We start from the raw sequence: 15,902 nt of genomic DNA, 5'->3' as shown, positions 1-15,902 counted from the left end.
CCCCGTGCAACCCAGTGCAAGTCATAGCGCAAGCCATAATCTCAAGCCATGCGGGCGCTTCCAGCACATTTGTAGCACGTTAATTATACCCAGGATACAGCCGGCCTGAAGTAGACCAACGTCAAGCAGGCTGGCGGCGCATCAGCGTCCCAGCGCCTGCTGCAGTATCAGCTCCGCCTGGCCGCTATCAAGCATGGCGGCCACCTCGGCGGTAGAAAACGGCGGCACGCTGATCAGGGTACGGGGCGACAGCATCAGCATGTCACCCAGCTCCTGCGCGGGCTGGTCACTGAGCAGGAAGAAGGGACATTGCAGCTGCGCCAGCAGATCGCAGTTGATCCGCTGGCCTGGCTCCGCCATGACCTGCAGGGAGCGGCCATCATGACAGCGGGCACGCAGACAGCCCGTTGTGGTATCGAAGTCATAGAGTTCGGTTACGATCAGCAAGGACTGCATCCATTTGCCCTGTCAATACTGGAAACCCAAGACTGCCACGACCCGCAAGCGGGAACAAGCCGACTTGCAGCGCAGCGGCTTGTTCGGGACAATGCACAAAGCCACACCCACTTTGTATACATAAAAACACCCCAAGGAGCCCACAATGATCTGGACCGTCTATCTTTCCGGCGAAATTCACACCGACTGGCGCGAGCGTATTGAAGACGGCTGCCTGGCGCTGGATCTACCCGTCACCTTCGTCGGCCCGGTCACCCAGCACGAGGCCTCCGATGCCGCCGGCGATCACCTGGGCGCGGAAGACAAGCCTTTCTGGCGCGACAACAAGTCGTCCAAAGTTAACGCCATCCGCACCAAGACCCTGATCGAAAGCGCCGATGTTGCCGTGGTCCGCTTTGGCAACCAGTACAAGCAGTGGAACGCCGCCTTCGACGCCGGCTACCTGGCCGCCCTGGGCACACCGTACATTACGTTGCACGATGCCGACATCATCCATCCCTTAAAGGAAGTCGACGCCGCCGCCATGGCCTGGGCGCAGCAGCCTGAGCAGGTAGTGGAAATTCTGCGCTACGTGACCCAGGGCAAGTAACACCACTGCCTAGGCTCACAAGCGCCGCCGGGGTTTCCCCCGCGGCGCCTTCTGCTCTTTGATCATCAAGCAACTGATGGCAAGCGGGTACACCACTCTTAACATTGGCACCCTGCACGACGCCGATATCATCCACCCGTTGAAAGAAGTCGACGCCGCCGCCATGGCCTGGGCGCAGCAGCCTGAGCAGGTAGTGGAAATTCTGCGCTACGTGACCCAGGGCAAGTAACACCACTGCCTAAGCTCACAAGCGCCGCCGGGGTTTCCCCCGGTGGCGCCTTCTGCTCTTTAGACATCAAGCAACTGATGGCAAGCGGGTACACCACTCTTAACATTGGCACCCTGCACGACGCCGATATCATCCACCCGTTGAAGGAAGTCGACGCCGCCGCCATGGCCTGGGCGCAGGAACCTGAGCAGGTAGTGGAAATTCTGCGCTACGTGACCCAGGGCAAGTAACACCACTGCCTAAGCTCACAAGCGCCGCCGGGGTTTCCCCCGGCGGCGCTCTGCCCTTTCTCCTTGCTCCCTCTTCCCGCCCAACCCTTCTGTAAAAAATCCCCGCAAACCCGCCCACAGCGCTACAGGCGTGCCTCGGTGTGGCGCTATACTCTGGCGCATCACTGACAGGGAGAACGCCGCCCCATGCTGGCCGCATATCAGCTTGAACATCACCACCTGCGCAAAACCCCGCTGAGCGTCAAAGACAGCATCCCCGCGGGCACCATCTGGATAGATGCGCTGGAGCCGGACGAGGACGAACGAGAGTGGCTGTCGGGGTACTTTGTCGGCGGCCTGCCGGGGCAGGAAAAGGTTGATGAGATCGAGGCGTCGTCACGTTTCTTTACCGACGAGGATGGCCTGCATATCAACTCGCTGTTTCCCCACAAGGTGGGTCAGGAATTGCGCAGCATCAACGTGTCGCTCAACCTGCGCCTGGACCGGCTGATCAGCGTACGTGGTGAAGACCTCAGCCTGTTTCGCTTGCTGCGCCAGTATCTGCGCCAGGACCGGATTCACGCCACCGGGCCGATGGAGCTGCTGCTACACCTGTTCGCACTCAAGGTGGATTACCTGTCGGACTCCATCGAGGACGTGTACAAGATTCTGGAGCCGGCGTCGGAGCAGGTGTTCGAGACCGAAAACCTGGATGAGCTGCTGCGCATGATCACCCGCCAGGAAGACAGCAACGGCAAGATCCGCCTCAGCCTGCTGGATACCCAGCGCACCCTGCGCTTTTTGCAGCGCTACCAGATCAACCAGCTCAGCAAGGACAACCGGCGTCAGCTCAAGGAAATGCTGGCGGATATCGAGTCCCTGCTGCCCCACACCCAGTTCCTGTTCGACAAGATAAACTTCATGCTCGATGCCACCATGAGTTTTACCAACCTGCAGCAGAGCAAGATCATCAAGATCTTCTCGGTCGCCGCCGTGGTCTTCCTGCCCCCGACCCTGATCGCCAGCAGTTACGGCATGAACTTCAATATCATGCCCGAATTGCAGCAGAGCTGGGGCTATCCCATGGCGCTCGGCATGATGGTCGCCAGCGCCTTTGGCACCTATTACTTCTTCAAGCGCAAGGGCTGGCTGTAACAGCAGGGCCAAAGGGAAAGGGAAAGGGAAAGGGAAAACAATGCTCCGCGAACGCCTGCCAGCCGGACAGGCCAATCAAAGCAGCTGGGGGTTCAGCTGCCACAGGGTGTAGTTCAGTGCCCATGCGAAACTGACCCACAGCAGATAGGGAACCAGCAGCGCGCCAGCCAGAGGCCGCGCACGCCAGAAATACACTAGCGTGACCAGAATCAGCACCCAGAGCAGCGACACATCCACCAGCGCCCACAGGCCACTGTGCCAGGCAAAGAACAGCCAGCTCCAGAGCGCGTTGACCCCAAGCTGCAGCAGAAACACACCCAAAGCTCGCCGGTTGGACTGATATCCGCCACGGCGCCAGACCAGCCAGGCGGCGATCCCCATCAGCGCGTACAGCGTGCCCCACACAGGGCCAAACAGGGCCCCCGGCGGCGCCCACCCAGGCTGAACAAGCTGACTGTAAAACGCCCTGGCCTGGACTGAAGCCAGGGCGCCAATGGCAGATGCCATGAAACTCACAAGCAGCCAGCCCAGCAGCCCCAGAACCTGCACACGCCTTGACAGCATTGACATAAAACCTCCGGTAACTGCCTGCCGAGACTGTTCATTAAAGCCCATGGGTGATGTCCCTGTTGAACTTTGCACCAGTCCGGCCTTCGTCTGTCCCGTTTCCAGCGCTCAAACGGTGGTATCTCGAGAATGCCGGGCCCTGCCCTGCGCAAAAATATTCATGGCGGGATATATCCGCAAGCCTCAACTGGGCCTAAAGTAATGCCCACCCAACAGCTGCGACACCCGCGTAGAATATCGCAGGCCGGAGACCAGAGTCATGCCACAGGGGATTGCCACGCTCGTCGCACTCGGAGCCTTGCTCTGGACTGTGTCCCCGGGACTGCTCGCCGGCGAACTGCAGGTTCCCATTACGCTGGACTACCGCATTCTGGACCAGGCACTGGACGAGCAGCTGCTGTCGGGGCCGGGCAATACCGCAGAACTCTTCACCGACGGCAGTCGCTGCAACAGCCTGCGCCTGTCCAACCCTCGCATCGAGGGCACGGATGACGGCCAGGTTCGCATCCTGACCGACATCAGCACCCGCACCGGCATTCCCACGGGCAACCACTGCATGCTGCCTCTGGAGTGGAATGGCGTGATCGAAACCCGGCACCAGGCCTATATCGACCGCCACAGGCCGGCCATCGACTTTCGCATTGTTGATTCCGGCATTCTTGAAACCAACGAACAGACCCGGGCGGTCCCCGGTGTCATCTGGAACTGGATCAAGGATTTCATCCAGCCGCGGTTCGATGCAGTCAGCGTGGACCTCGCCCCCGCCGTCGGCAATCTGCAAGACCTTCTGCAACTGGTATTGCACGCGCCGCAAGCGGCAGGCGCCAGGGTGCCTGTCCGCCTCGCGCTGCACCGGGTCACGGCAACGCCCGCCGGTCTGAACCTGGTGCTGCGGGCACAGCTTCCCGACCCGCCACCGAACTGGACACCGGCCAGCGACCAGGTGCTGACCGAGGCCGAACTGGCCCATTGGGACACCCGCTGGCAAGCCTGGGACGGCTTTGCCACCTGGCTGATCAAGACGCTCGGTGCCAGCGCCGAACCAGAACTCGCTAGGGCTCTGGCCGACCTGCTACTGCAGGCACGTTATGACCTGCGCGATGCACTGGCCGATGACGACCGCGCCCGTGACCCGGTACGGGATCTCTTTCTCAACACCTGGGAACGGCTGGCGCCGCTGCTGCATGACACCCGCCCGACCCTGCCCGCCGTACCGGCGCTGCAGTACGCCACCTTTGTCAGTGCCGCCGATGCCCTGAGTACCCTGGACAGGATCGCGCCGCACCTGGGCGTACAGCTGGACCGTAACAGCCTGCGCAGCTTCGCCCGCCTGCTGGTGCCCAGGGTCAGCGACGACGCTCTGGAGTACGGCACCGAGGTAGACCCGGCCCTGCGCGCACTGCTCGGGCTGGACCCGGAGTTCAACCAGAACGAGGAGGCATCGACCCTCCCTTTTGCCTGGCTGATCCCCGCTGCCCATGCCGGCCAGGTCACCCCTGCCCTGGTGGCCCGCCTGACGGGCTGGGTGCCGGCGGCAACGGAAATTGACGACTACCTGGGCACCATGGCGCAGCTGCTCGACCAGGTGATACTGGCCGAGCGCAGCAAGGGCAAGGTGCCCGGGCACGCTTTCGATATCTACGCCACCCTGCTGCGCACCACTGCCTGGCAGGAAAGCTGCTGGCGCCAGTACGTCCGCAAAAACGGCCAGGTGAACACCATCCAGTCACCGGGCGGTGCCATCGGCCTGATGCAGATCAACCGCCACGTCTGGCGCGGCGTGTACAACCTCGACGCCCTGGGCCGTGATGTCGGCTACAACGCCCGCGCCGGTAACGAGATCCTGGTGCACTACCTGGTCGACTTCGCCATCAAGCACAGGGAAGATCAGGCCGCCGGGGACCCCCGCGCCCTCGCCCGGGCCGCCTATGGCGTTTACAACGGCGGCCCGCGGCATCTGGAACGCTACCGCAAGGCCACGACCTCGAAACACCTCAAGGCGGTTGATGACGAGTTCTGGAAGAAATACCAGGCTATGGATCAGCGTGGCCCCGCTGCACTCAGGGCCTGTTACGGGATTTGAAGGCAGCGTGGCGGGTGATTGGTGATTGGTGATTGGTGATTGGTGATTGGTGATTGGTGATTGGTGATTGGTGATTGGTGATTGGTGAATCGTAAGCCGTAACCAAGCCTAATGGCCGCACCACGAATGACTAATAACCAATTCCGAATAACGAATCACCACTTACGAATAACCCAAAGTGCCGGGTGATATGGAAAAAAGCGCGGACACGGCATTGCGCTGTATCCGCTGCAGTTTCAGATTAAATCCGCGCGTTACAGGGTCGCGGCGCGGGCGGCATGCAACTTTTTGTAGCTGTCGATCAGGCGCAGGTGCTTGTCCAGGCCCTCCAGCTGCATATTGGTTGGGGTCAGGCCATGGAAGCGTACGGAGCCGTCGACCGAGCCCACCACGGCCTCCATGGTTTTTTCACCAAACATGCGCTTGAGGTTAACCAGGTAGTCGTCAAGCTCCAGGTCATCGTCCAGGGTGATTTCCAGCACCGCGTTCACCGCCTGGTAAAACAGCCCGCGCTCCACCGTGTTGGTATTGAACTGCAGGAAGGTTTCCACCCGTTCCAGGGCTTCTTCATGCTGCTCCAGCGCCAGGTTGATCAGCAGCTTGAGTTCAAGAATGGTGAGCTGGCCCCAGGCCGTATTTTCATCAAACTCGATGCCGATCAGGGTGATGATGTCGCTGTAGTCATCGAGCTGGCTCTCCTCCAGGCGCTCCACCAGGTCCGCCAGCTGATCGTCACTCAGGGCATGCAGGTTGAGGATATCTTCACGGTAATCCAGCGCCTTGTTGGTGTTGTCCCAGATCAGGTCATCGGCGGGATAAACCTCGGAATAGCCCGGCACCAGGATACGGCAGACCGGCGCGCCGAGGTCATCATACACGGCCGTGTACACTTCCTTGCCCATGTCTTCGAGGATGCTGAACAGCACGCGGGCTTCTTCTTCATTCGTGCCCGAAAAGTCCCATTCGTGGAACTCGTAATCCTGGGCGGCACTGAAAAAACGCCAGGAAATCACGCCCGACGAATCGATAAAGTGCTCTACAAAATTGTTCGGCTCCGCCAGCACCATGCCATTAAAGGTCGGCGGCGGTACATCGTTCAGGCCTTCAAAGCTGCGACCCTGCAACAGTTCGGTGAGGCTGCGCTCCAGTGCCACTTCCAGGCAGGGGTGTGCGCCAAAGGAGGCAAAGACCCCGCCGGTTCTGGGGTTCATCAGCGTGACGCAGGCCACCGGGAACTGGCCGCCCAGGGACGCATCCTTGACCAGCACCGGAAAACCCTGCGCCTCCAGCGCCTTGATGCCCTCGACCAGACCAGGATACTTGGCAAGCACGGACGCAGGCACATCCGGCAGCGCAATTTCGTCTTCGATGATCTGTTTTTTCACCGCCCGTTCGAAAATTTCCGACAGGCACTGTACCTGGGCCTCGTACAGGGTATTGCCCGCACTCATGCCGTTGCTGAGAAACAGGTTCTCGATCAGGTTGGAGGGGAAGTACACCTGCTCGCCATCGGACCGGCGTACAAACGGCAGTGAGCAGATACCGCGCTCGACCTTGCCGGAGTTGGTGTCGATCAGGTGCGAGCCGCGCAGCTCGCCGTCCCGGTTGTAGATGTCCAGGCAGTAGTCATCCAGAATTTCTTTTGGCAGCGCGTCTTTGGGCCCCGGCTGGAACCACTTCTCATTCGGATAATGCACAAAGGCGCTGTTGGCAATGTCTTCGCCAAAGAACTGGTCGTTGTAAAAGAAGTTGCAGTTCAGGCGCTCGATAAACTCGCCCAGCGCCGAACAGAGGGCACTTTCCTTGGTCGCGCCCTTGCCGTTGGTAAAGCACATGGGAGATGCCGCATCGCGAATGTGCAGCGACCACACATGGGGCACGATATTGCGCCAGGACGCGATCTCGATCTTCATGCCCAGCTTCGCCAGGATGGCCGTCATGTTGGCGATGGTCTGCTCCAGCGGCAGGTCCTTGCCCTCGATGTAAGTGCTCGTTTCGCTGTCGGGCCCGACCATCAGCAGCGCCTGCGCATCCTGCCCCAGGTTTTCCACGGTTTCGATCTGGAACTGCGGACCGGTCTGCACCACCTTCTTGACCGTGCAGCGCTCGATCGAGCGCAGGATGCCCTGGCGATCCTTGTCGGAGATGTCTTCCGGCAGCTCCACCTGGATCTTGAAAATCTGGTTGTAGCGATCCTCAGGGTCAACGATATTGTTCTGCGACAGGCGGATATTGTCGGTCGGAATGTCCCGCGCCAGGCAGTACACCCGCACAAAGTAGGCGGCGCAAAGGGCAGAGGATGCCAGGAAATAATCGAACGGGCTCGGTGCCGAACCGTCACCCTTGTAGCGAATGGGCTGGTCGGTAATGACGGTGAAGTCGTCAAACTTGGCTTCAAGCCTGAGGTTGTCGAGAAAATTGACGCTGATTTCCATTACGAGGGCACCCGGGTAGACGATTTTGGAGGGCCTGAGCCCTGAATGGCCGCCATTATCCCGGTTTTTCCGCCGGCCGTCTTGGATTGTGGTTCAGGTTCGCAGGGCCTGGCAGCCTGGACGGCATGCCAGAGTACCCAGGAAAAACCGCCCGACCTGCGCATCGAAGGTCAATGCTGGGCTCTGCCCACCCTGCTCGACGCGTGCACTACCCAGGCCATCCCCCCGCAAAGCAGGCTCCCACACAGAAAAAAGGCAGGGCACCAGGTGCCCTGCCTTTTGGCTTTCTTCTTGCCCCTTTTAGCTTAGAGCTTAAATCTCACGGCTTGCCGCTGCTTTACACCAGGTTGTAGATAAACACGATGGCCACCGCCACCGGGGTGACGTAGCGCAGTACGCCGTACCAGAGGGCGAAGCTGCGACGCCCCATGGACAGTTCGTTTTCCAGCGCCTGGCGCGCCATGAACCAGCCGACGAACACGGCCACCAGCAGGCCACCGAGCGGCAGCAGGATGTTGGCGGTGAGGTAATCCAGCAGATCGAAGAGGGTCTTGCCTTCAAAGATGGCGAACATGCCCAGCGGCGCAAAATCCGCCCATTCATTCAGCGACAGGATGGAACCGATGCCCAGCAGCCAGGCGGCAATACCAGCGCCCAGGGTGCTGATCATGCGATTGAGGCCACGGCGCTCTTCGAGCCATTCCACCAGCGGTTCCAGCAGCGAGATGGCCGAGGTCCAGGCGGCGAATACCAGCAGTACGAAGAACAGGGTGCCGAACAGGCTGCCAAAGGGCATCTGGGCGAAGGCCAGCGGCAGGGTCTGGAAGATCAGGCCAGGGCCGGCGCCGGGCTCAAGACCGTTGGCGAACACCAGCGGGAAGATCGCCAGCCCCGCCAGCAGCGCCACGCCGGTATCCATGAAGGACACCAGGATGGAGGTGCGGGCAATGGACACGCCCTTGGGCAGGTAGGAGCCGTAGGCCATCATCACGCCCATGCCCAGGCTCAGGGTAAAGAAGGCATGACCAAGCGCCACCAGGATGCCCTCGGTGCTCAGCCTGGAAAAGTCCGGCTGGAAGAGAAAACTCACCGCCTGGCCGAAGTGGCCGGTGGTCATGGCATAGCCCACCAGCAGCAACAGCAGCACGAACAGCGCCGGCATCAGGATGGTCACGGCGCGTTCAAGACCGCCGCGCAGGCCCCTGGCCACCACCAGAATGGTCAGCGCCATAAAGAGCGTATGCCACATCAGCAGGGTACCGGGGTCTGCCAGCAGGCCGGAGAAGATAGCGCCGATGCTCTCGCTGCTCTGGCCGCTCAGCGCGCCGCTGCCCGCCGTGCCCACGTAGGACAGCGCCCAGCCACCGATCACCGAGTAGAACGACAGGATCAGGAAAGACGCCAGCACACCGATGCCCGCCAGCCAGCGCCAGCGGCTGTGCAGCTTGTCGCGCTGGCACAGGATAGCCATGCTGCTGATGGGACTGCGGCCACCGCGCCGGCCGATAAGTACCTCGGCCATCATGATGGGAAGGCCAACAATGGCGATACAGAGCAGGTACACCAGCACAAAGGCGCCACCGCCGTTTTCGCCGGTGATATAGGGGAATTTCCAGACGTTGCCCAGGCCCACGGCGGAGCCGGTGGCGGCCAGGATAAAGGCCATGCGCGACGACCAGAAAGCGCGCTTGGGTGTGCCAGCCGTGTTTGCGCCGGCAACAGCGCCTGAAGCGGCGCCCGTGGTGACAGTTTGAGTCATGTGAATCTCCGTGTTGCTGTTTTTATAAGGAGGAGCTTTCGTTTGGTTAAGGGCCAGGGTTCAAGGTGCAAGGCACAAGGGCCAAGGGCCAAGGTTCAAGGCTGACAGCTGCCAGCTCAAAAACTAATTACCAATAGCCAAAGTGTAAAAGTCGGGCATCAGGCCACCTGCCGGGCGCCCTCTTCCCGGTGCGGCTTGAAGCGTTCTTCCGCCAGGCGGTTGGCGATGACACCGGTGGGCTGCTGGCTCAGCGCGGCCCTGGCGAATATTTCGCCGAGCGTATCGCCGATGGTTTCCACATGGCGGCGCACGGCCTCGGCGTCGTGACCGTTGCGTTCGTAGCAGACATCGATAATGCCGCCGGCATTGATCACGAAATCCGGAGCATAGAGGATGCCGCGCTGACGCAGGGCGTCATCATGGCGCGCCAGTTCCAGCTGGTTGTTGGCCGCCCCGGCCACCACCCTTGCCTGCAGCCGGGCGATGCTCTGATCGTTCAGCACCGCGCCGAGCGCACAGGGCGCGACAACATCAACATTCAGACTCAGAATCTCGTCTCCCGCCACGGCGGTGGCACCCAGCTCGTCGACGGCACGGGCCACCGCATCGCTGTGAATATCGTGCACCCAGAGCTGGGCGCCGGCATCGCTGAGCAGCTGCGCCAGGCGATAGCCGACATTGCCGATCCCCTGCACCGCCACTTTAAGCCCTTCCAGGTCGCTGCGGCCCAGTTGATGCGCCACCGCCGCCTTGAGACCCACGAAGGTGCCGTAGGCCGTGGCCGGCGACGGGTCACCATTGCTGTGCCGACCATCGAATCCCGGGCGGGATGCCACACCGGCCACGTGGCGAGTATGGCGCCCCATCACCTGCAGATCCGCCACGCTGGTGCCGGAATCCTCGGCGGCAATATAGAGGCCGCCAAGTTGCTCCAGAAAACGCCCCATGGCTTCGAGCAGGGCTTCGGACTTGTGGGCACGCGGATCGCCGATAATCACCGACTTGCCACCGCCCAGATCCAGGTTGGCCAGGGCCGACTTGTAGGTCATACCCCTGGAGAGGCGCAGTACATCACGCAGCGCCGCTTCGTCGCTGGCGTAGGGGAACATGCGACAGCCGCCCAGCGCCGGCCCGCGATTGCTGTTATGCACCGCAACGATGGCCCGCAGGCCGGTTTCTTCGTCACTGACAAAGGACAGGTGCTGATGGTTATCAAATTCCGGATGACTAAATACAGACATGATTCTTATTCCTGTGGGCAACATCACAAAAGATTAAACGGCGGCGCCGCTAGCGGCATCGATAATCCGGGGTTCTGCGGTCTGGGCGCGCGCCGGGGCGCACAGCAGCGCACGCAGGCGCTCACGCTCTGGCTGCACCTTTTCCCAGGCGGCCTCTTTCACCGGGCCGTAGCCCCTTACCTGCTGGGATAGACTGGCGAGCGCCCTTGCGGTGGCCAGGTTGTCGCGGCTCAGATGCTGCACAATGGCATCGATATCGGCCTCAAACTCGCGGATCAGCGCCCGCTCCAGGCGCCGGTCGGCGCTGTAGCCAAACGGGTCCAGCAGCGTGCCACGCAGTACCCGGGCCCGGGCCAGCAGCCCGAAGGCGGATTCCATCCAGGGGCCAAAGCGGCGCTTGCGCGGGCGACCATTGGCTGTGCCCTTGCCAAAGAGCGTGCCGAGAAAACGGCCATCCAGCAGCGGCGGCGCCAGGTTGAATTCCAGCTCCACCTCGCCTTCGAACTGCTCGGCCAGCAGCTTGCGGAAACTGCCATCGCTGTACAGCCGGGCGACTTCGTATTCGTCCTTGTAGGCCAGCAGCCTGGCATAGCTCTGGGCCACGGCTTTGAGCAGCGCAGCATCCTTGCCGGCCACCTCGCCAATGCGTGCCTCAACACGATGCAGCTGCGTTTCATAGCGCTTTGCCAGCGCCGCGTTCTGGTAGTCACGCAGATGGGCTTTTTCCCGTTCGATCAGCTGCTCCGGGGTTTCGATGATTTTCAGCGGCACCGCCGTGGGATGGGCCAGTTCCTGCACCCGCGCCAGGTCATGGGCGGCACGGCGGCCCCACAGGAACGCCTGCCTGTTTTTGCTCACTGCCGCGCCATTGAGTTCGATGGCCTTCTCGATGGACTCGGCCTTGAGCGGCAACAGACCCTGCTGCCAGGCAAAGCCCAGGGTGAACAGGTTCACCGCCATGCCATCCCCCATCAGCGCCAGTGCCAGCGCCGAGGCATCGAGGAAGAAACTGCCGTGCGGGTGGCAGGATTCACGGATGCTGCGCTCCATGGCATCACCCGGGAACTGCAGATCAGGCTCGCGGGTAAAGGCCGCCGGCATGGCTTTCTGGGTATTGACCACCGCGCGGGAAAAGCGGCTGTCGAGCTTGGCCAGGGCATCGAGGCTCGCGCCCACCATCAGGTCGAAGGCGATCATCAGATCCGCCTCCCCCGCCGGAATCCGCACCGCCTGGATATCCTGCTGCGAGGGGGCAATACGCACATGGCTCACCACGGCGCCGAACTTCTGCGCCAGGCCCGCCTGGTCCAGCACCGCCACGCCCTTGCCCTCGATATGGGCCGCCATGCCCAGCAGTGCGCTGACGGTCACCACACCTGTGCCGCCCACGCCCGTCAGCAGGATACCGTAGGGACTGTGCTCGCCGGCAAACACCGGCTCAGGCAGTTCCGGGAAAGCCACCTCGGTGCCGATACCGGCGGGCTTTCGCAGGGTACCGCCCTTGACGGTCACAAAGCTGGGACAGAAGCCACGCACGCAGCTGAAATCCTTGTTGCAGGCCGACTGGTCGATGGTGCGCTTGCGCCCCCGTTCGGTTTCCAGCGGCAGCACCGACAGGCAGTTGGACTGCACGCCGCAGTCACCGCAGCCTTCACAGACCGCCGGGTTGATCAGCACCCGCTTGTCCGGATCAACCAGGGTGCCGCGCTTGCGACGCCGACGCTTCTCGGCGGCGCAAGTCTGGTCGTAGATCATCACCGAACAGCCTTCAATCTCGCGCATTTCGCGCTGCACCGCATCCAGGTCCTCCCGTGGGTGGAAGGTCGTGCGGTCGGCAAAGTCGGCCCGCGACGGGTACTTGCCGATATCATCGCTGACCACGGCGATGCGGCGCACCCCCTCGCCGTAGAGCTGATGGCTGATCTGCTGCACCGTGAGCATGCCGTCCACCGGCTGGCCGCCGGTCATGGCCACGGCATCGTTGTACAACACCTTGTAGGTAATGTTGGCACCCGAGGCGATGGCGGCGCGAATAGCCAGCAGGCCGGAGTGAAAGTAGGTGCCATCACCCAAGTTCTGGAAGACATGTTTTTCGTGGGTGAAGGGCGACTGGCCGATCCAGGTGGCCCCCTCTCCGCCCATCTGGGTAAAGGTATCGGTTTCACGGTCCATCCAGGTGGCCATGTAGTGACAGCCGATACCGCCCAGCGCACGGCTGCCGTCCGGCACCACGGTGGACGTATTGTGCGGACAGCCGGAACAGAAATGCGGCGTGCGCTCAAGCAGTTCCCGCGGCTCGGCCAGGCTCGCTTCCTTGCCACTTAAAAAGCTCAGCCGCTCGCTCAGGCGTTCGCTGCTGTAACGATTCTGAATGCGCGCGGCGATAACCCGGGCCACCATGGCCGGCGTCAGTTCGGCAATAGAGGGCAGCAGCTCTGCGCCCTTTTCATCCCGCTTTCCGATGATGCGCGGCGCCTTGTCCGTGCCGTAGAGCTGCTCTTTCAACTGCTCTTCGATCAGGCCGCGTTTTTCTTCCACTACCAGCACTTCTTCAAGGCCGGCGGCAAACTCGCGCACGCCCTCGGGCTCCAGCGGCCAGGGCATGGCCACCTTGTACAGACGCAGGCCGATGGCAGCGCACTCGGCTTCACCCAGGCCCAGGTCCGTCAGCGCCTGGACCACATCCAGGTAGGACTTGCCGGTGGTAATGATGCCAAAGCGCGCATCGCTGGTAGAGAAAATCACCCGGTCCAGGCGGTTGGCACGGCAAAACGCCCTGGCGGCATCGAGCTTGTAATGGTGCAGCCGCTCTTCCTGCTGCAACGGCTTGTCGGGCCAGCGGGCGTTGAGGCCACCCTCTGGCAGCGCAAAGTCCTGCGGCAGGTTAATCTGCACGCGGTGCGGGTCCAGGTCCGCAGAGATGGAGGAATCCAGCACCTCAGCCAGCGCCTTGAAGCCCACCCAGCAGCCGCTGAAGCGGGACATCGCCCAGCCATAGAGGCCGTAATCCAGCATTTCCTGGATGCCGCTGGGATGCAGCACCGGCATCATCGCATCGCTGAAGGCATAGTCGCTCTGGTGCGGCAGGGTGGAGGATTTGCAGGCATGGTCATCACCGGCCACTGCCAGTACGCCACCGAAGCGGGAGCTGCCCGCGGCATTGGCATGCTTGAGCACGTCGCCGGTACGGTCAACACCCGGCCCCTTTCCATACCAGAGGCCGAAGACACCATCGTATTTGGCCCCCTGGAACAGGTTTACCTGCTGCGAACCCCAGACAGCTGTAGCGCCAAGATCCTCATTGATACCGGGCTGGAAATGAATGCGGTGTTTGGCCAGGTAATCCCTGGCCTCCCACAGGGTCTTGTCGAAATTGCCCAGCGGCGAGCCGCGATAGCCGGAAATAAAGCCCGCGGTATTAAGGCCCTCGGCCTGGTCCCGCTGCGCCTGCAGCATGGGCAGGCGCGCCAGCGCCTGGCTGCCGGTGAGATAAACGCGGCCTGCGTCCAGCTCCCATTTGTCACTGAGACTGATAGCTTGAGTCATACAGATTCACCCTGGCCTGCAGCAACCTGCGCCCGCAATGGCGGGGCCGGTGTCACAGACGATCAACTGCCGAAAAGGAAATGCCGGAGCAACGGAATCAGAACCGTGGCGCTGCGCCAAAAGTCAGTGATGGTGAAGCAGATATGCGGGCTGGGCCGCCGGTGGAGAGATGCGCACAACGGCGCGCCTTGAGCAGGTGTTGCCAGATAATCATGCTGAGTCCTCGTCCCTCGCCGGATCGCGGCCAAGGAGACAAATCTTGTTGTTATTGTCCGGCTGCACTGTTCCTGGCCGGCTTTTTGCGATTTCCAGCATCGCTTCCTTGTGGGGAGCGAAGTCGGGACATACTAGTAAGGCTTTACGTGCGCGTCAACCTGAAGTCGGAGCGAATTCTGCGCAGAGTGCTCGCGGCGGCGCGCAAGGCTGAAAAACTTTAATCCACAACGAAACCGCGCTTTCCGGAAACAGGCTACAGAACAGCCGGTTAGACAGGCTTCACGCCGGGCCAGCGCAGCAATCCCGCTCTTAAGATTGAAATTACCTCATTTAAATCCGTTTACATGCCATGACGTGCGTCCCTCGCTGAACGGACCGGTACGGTTGATGCATACGACAGTGGAGAGCCGTCGCCGGGTAACGCTGCCAACATTCGGGTAACGGTAGCCTGCACGCGGATAGCGCCGCGGGAGAACTTGGTGCAGTATCGAGTTCGGCGGGATCGCGATCCAGACACCGGCCTGCACCAGTCCAGTGCCTGTCGACTCCCGCCCGTGCCCGGTCTGTGGTGCCGCAGCAGACTGCCCAGGCGACCCGAGGGCAGTGCAGATGATGCCGACGGTGTATAACCCTGTATTGAATTGTGACCTTCACAAGGAACCTTATTGATGAGCACCATCCACTTTATTGGCGGAGAAAAGGGCGGCGTAGGAAAATCGGTACTCGCTCGCCTGCTGTCGCAGTACTTCCTGGACAGGTCCATGCCCTATCTCGGGCTGGATGCCGATCAGTCCCACGCCACCCTGAGCCGCTTTTATCCCGAGTTTACCCGCCCCATTAACCTGGACTCGTTCGAAAGTACCGACCAGATCATGGAACTGGCGCTGGAAAACGACGAACAGATACTGATTGACCTGCCGGCCCAGAGCGAGCGTTTTCTGGACCGCTGGATCGATCAGAACGGCGTGCTGGACATGTGTGCCGAGCTGCAGATTCCGTTGCTGTACTGGTACCTGGTGGACGATGGCCTGGACTCGGTCGCGCTGCTGGAAACCTTTATGGCCAAGTATGGCAACCGTCTGAATATCGCCATTATCAAGAACGAAGGCCGCGGCACCAATTTCGCCGCTATCGACGCCGTGCTGCACAGTGCTGCGGGCACGGCCGGCGGCAAGGCCCAGCATGCCGCCCTGCCTGCCCTGCACCGGGAAACCATGCGCAAGATCGACGAACTGAGTTTCAGCTTCTGGGGGGCTGAAAACATCAAGGATAAAAACCTGGAGCACCTGAGCCTGATGGAGCGCCAGCGTACCCGGGTTTGGCTTAAAAAAACCTATTCCCTGTTTGATGACCTCTTTACCGGCCTGGCCTATTAACAGCGCCAGCGCCTCGGGGCCTTTGATAATCCAAGGCCCCT

General features: G+C 61.5%; 12 protein-coding genes. 6 read left to right on the top strand and 6 right to left on the bottom strand.

Annotation, left to right across the window (positions count from 1 at the left end; all coding sequences use genetic code 11):
• Positions 1 to 141: 141 nt before the first annotated feature.
• Positions 142 to 456 carry a hypothetical protein gene (locus KDW95_RS18620; RefSeq protein ID WP_255853278.1) on the bottom strand — a complete coding sequence of 105 codons (315 nt, stop codon included), beginning with the start codon at positions 454 to 456 and terminating at the stop codon, positions 142 to 144.
• Between the two features lie 145 nt (positions 457 to 601).
• On the opposite strand from KDW95_RS18620, the gene KDW95_RS18615 reads away from it, so the two are divergent.
• From KDW95_RS18615 to corA, 4 genes are all read left to right on the top strand, one after another.
• Positions 602 to 1,045, top strand: coding sequence for a YtoQ family protein (locus tag KDW95_RS18615; RefSeq protein ID WP_255853277.1), 444 nt, complete (start codon positions 602 to 604; stop codon positions 1,043 to 1,045).
• A 76-nt stretch (positions 1,046 to 1,121) separates the two neighbouring features.
• Positions 1,122 to 1,274, top strand: coding sequence for a YtoQ family protein (locus KDW95_RS18610; protein ID WP_370646637.1), 153 nt, complete (start codon positions 1,122 to 1,124; stop codon positions 1,272 to 1,274).
• Between the two features lie 77 nt (positions 1,275 to 1,351).
• Positions 1,352 to 1,504, top strand: a complete 153-nt coding sequence (locus tag KDW95_RS18605) for a YtoQ family protein (RefSeq protein ID WP_370646635.1) — start codon at positions 1,352 to 1,354, stop codon at positions 1,502 to 1,504.
• 186 nt (positions 1,505 to 1,690) lie between these two features.
• Positions 1,691 to 2,638, top strand: coding sequence for a magnesium/cobalt transporter CorA (corA, locus tag KDW95_RS18600; protein WP_255853276.1), 948 nt, complete (start codon positions 1,691 to 1,693; stop codon positions 2,636 to 2,638).
• A gap of 75 nt (positions 2,639 to 2,713) precedes the next feature.
• On the opposite strand, the gene KDW95_RS18595 is transcribed toward corA, so the two are convergent.
• Entirely contained in the window at positions 2,714 to 3,208 is a 495-nt protein-coding gene (locus tag KDW95_RS18595) for a TspO/MBR family protein (protein WP_255853275.1), read from the bottom strand.
• Positions 3,209 to 3,464: 256 nt separating this feature from the next.
• Here KDW95_RS18595 and KDW95_RS18590 point away from each other — a divergent pair, with 256 nt between their 5' ends.
• Positions 3,465 to 5,288 carry a lytic transglycosylase domain-containing protein gene (locus KDW95_RS18590; RefSeq protein ID WP_255853274.1) on the top strand — a complete coding sequence of 608 codons (1,824 nt, stop codon included), beginning with the start codon at positions 3,465 to 3,467 and terminating at the stop codon, positions 5,286 to 5,288.
• Between the two features lie 254 nt (positions 5,289 to 5,542).
• Here the strand turns inward: KDW95_RS18590 and KDW95_RS18585 are convergent, their stop codons facing one another.
• From KDW95_RS18585 to KDW95_RS18570, 4 genes are all read right to left on the bottom strand, one after another.
• On the bottom strand, positions 5,543 to 7,723 hold the full coding sequence (locus KDW95_RS18585; protein ID WP_255853273.1) for an OsmC domain/YcaO domain-containing protein: 2,181 nt from the start codon (positions 7,721 to 7,723) through the stop codon (positions 5,543 to 5,545).
• 337 nt (positions 7,724 to 8,060) lie between these two features.
• A complete protein-coding gene (locus tag KDW95_RS18580; RefSeq protein ID WP_255853272.1) occupies positions 8,061 to 9,482 on the bottom strand; it encodes a sodium-dependent transporter in 1,422 nt (473 codons plus the stop codon).
• 158 nt (positions 9,483 to 9,640) lie between these two features.
• Complete coding sequence (locus KDW95_RS18575) at positions 9,641 to 10,723, bottom strand: Leu/Phe/Val dehydrogenase (RefSeq protein WP_255853271.1); 1,083 nt, start codon at positions 10,721 to 10,723, stop codon at positions 9,641 to 9,643.
• Positions 10,724 to 10,756: 33 nt separating this feature from the next.
• On the bottom strand, positions 10,757 to 14,269 hold the full coding sequence (locus tag KDW95_RS18570; protein ID WP_255853270.1) for an indolepyruvate ferredoxin oxidoreductase family protein: 3,513 nt from the start codon (positions 14,267 to 14,269) through the stop codon (positions 10,757 to 10,759).
• 884 nt (positions 14,270 to 15,153) lie between these two features.
• On the opposite strand from KDW95_RS18570, the gene KDW95_RS18565 reads away from it, so the two are divergent.
• Positions 15,154 to 15,861, top strand: a complete 708-nt coding sequence (locus tag KDW95_RS18565) for a mobilization protein MobD (RefSeq protein WP_255853269.1) — start codon at positions 15,154 to 15,156, stop codon at positions 15,859 to 15,861.
• Positions 15,862 to 15,902 lie beyond the last annotated feature (41 nt).

The sequence above is a fragment of the Marinobacterium rhizophilum genome (assembly GCF_024397915.1).
Taxonomy (GTDB): Bacteria; Pseudomonadota; Gammaproteobacteria; order Pseudomonadales; family Balneatricaceae; genus Marinobacterium_A; species Marinobacterium_A rhizophilum_A.
The sequence above is the reverse complement of the archived record's forward strand: the minus strand, read 5'-3'. Positions and strand labels throughout refer to the sequence as shown.

Excerpts from the sequence above, each read along its gene's own strand:
- KDW95_RS18620 (WP_255853278.1), bottom strand. The coding sequence starts at position 456 with ATGCAGTCCTTGCTGATCGTAACCGAACTCTATGACTTCGATACCACA.
- KDW95_RS18615 (WP_255853277.1), top strand. The coding sequence starts at position 602 with ATGATCTGGACCGTCTATCTTTCCGGCGAAATTCACACCGACTGGCGC.
- KDW95_RS18610 (WP_370646637.1), top strand. The coding sequence starts at position 1,122 with ATGGCAAGCGGGTACACCACTCTTAACATTGGCACCCTGCACGACGCC.
- KDW95_RS18605 (WP_370646635.1), top strand. The coding sequence starts at position 1,352 with ATGGCAAGCGGGTACACCACTCTTAACATTGGCACCCTGCACGACGCC.
- corA (WP_255853276.1), top strand. The coding sequence starts at position 1,691 with ATGCTGGCCGCATATCAGCTTGAACATCACCACCTGCGCAAAACCCCG.
- KDW95_RS18595 (WP_255853275.1), bottom strand. The coding sequence starts at position 3,208 with ATGTCAATGCTGTCAAGGCGTGTGCAGGTTCTGGGGCTGCTGGGCTGG.
- KDW95_RS18590 (WP_255853274.1), top strand. The coding sequence starts at position 3,465 with ATGCCACAGGGGATTGCCACGCTCGTCGCACTCGGAGCCTTGCTCTGG.
- KDW95_RS18585 (WP_255853273.1), bottom strand. The coding sequence starts at position 7,723 with ATGGAAATCAGCGTCAATTTTCTCGACAACCTCAGGCTTGAAGCCAAG.
- KDW95_RS18580 (WP_255853272.1), bottom strand. The coding sequence starts at position 9,482 with ATGACTCAAACTGTCACCACGGGCGCCGCTTCAGGCGCTGTTGCCGGC.
- KDW95_RS18575 (WP_255853271.1), bottom strand. The coding sequence starts at position 10,723 with ATGTCTGTATTTAGTCATCCGGAATTTGATAACCATCAGCACCTGTCC.
- KDW95_RS18570 (WP_255853270.1), bottom strand. The coding sequence starts at position 14,269 with ATGACTCAAGCTATCAGTCTCAGTGACAAATGGGAGCTGGACGCAGGC.
- KDW95_RS18565 (WP_255853269.1), top strand. The coding sequence starts at position 15,154 with ATGAGCACCATCCACTTTATTGGCGGAGAAAAGGGCGGCGTAGGAAAA.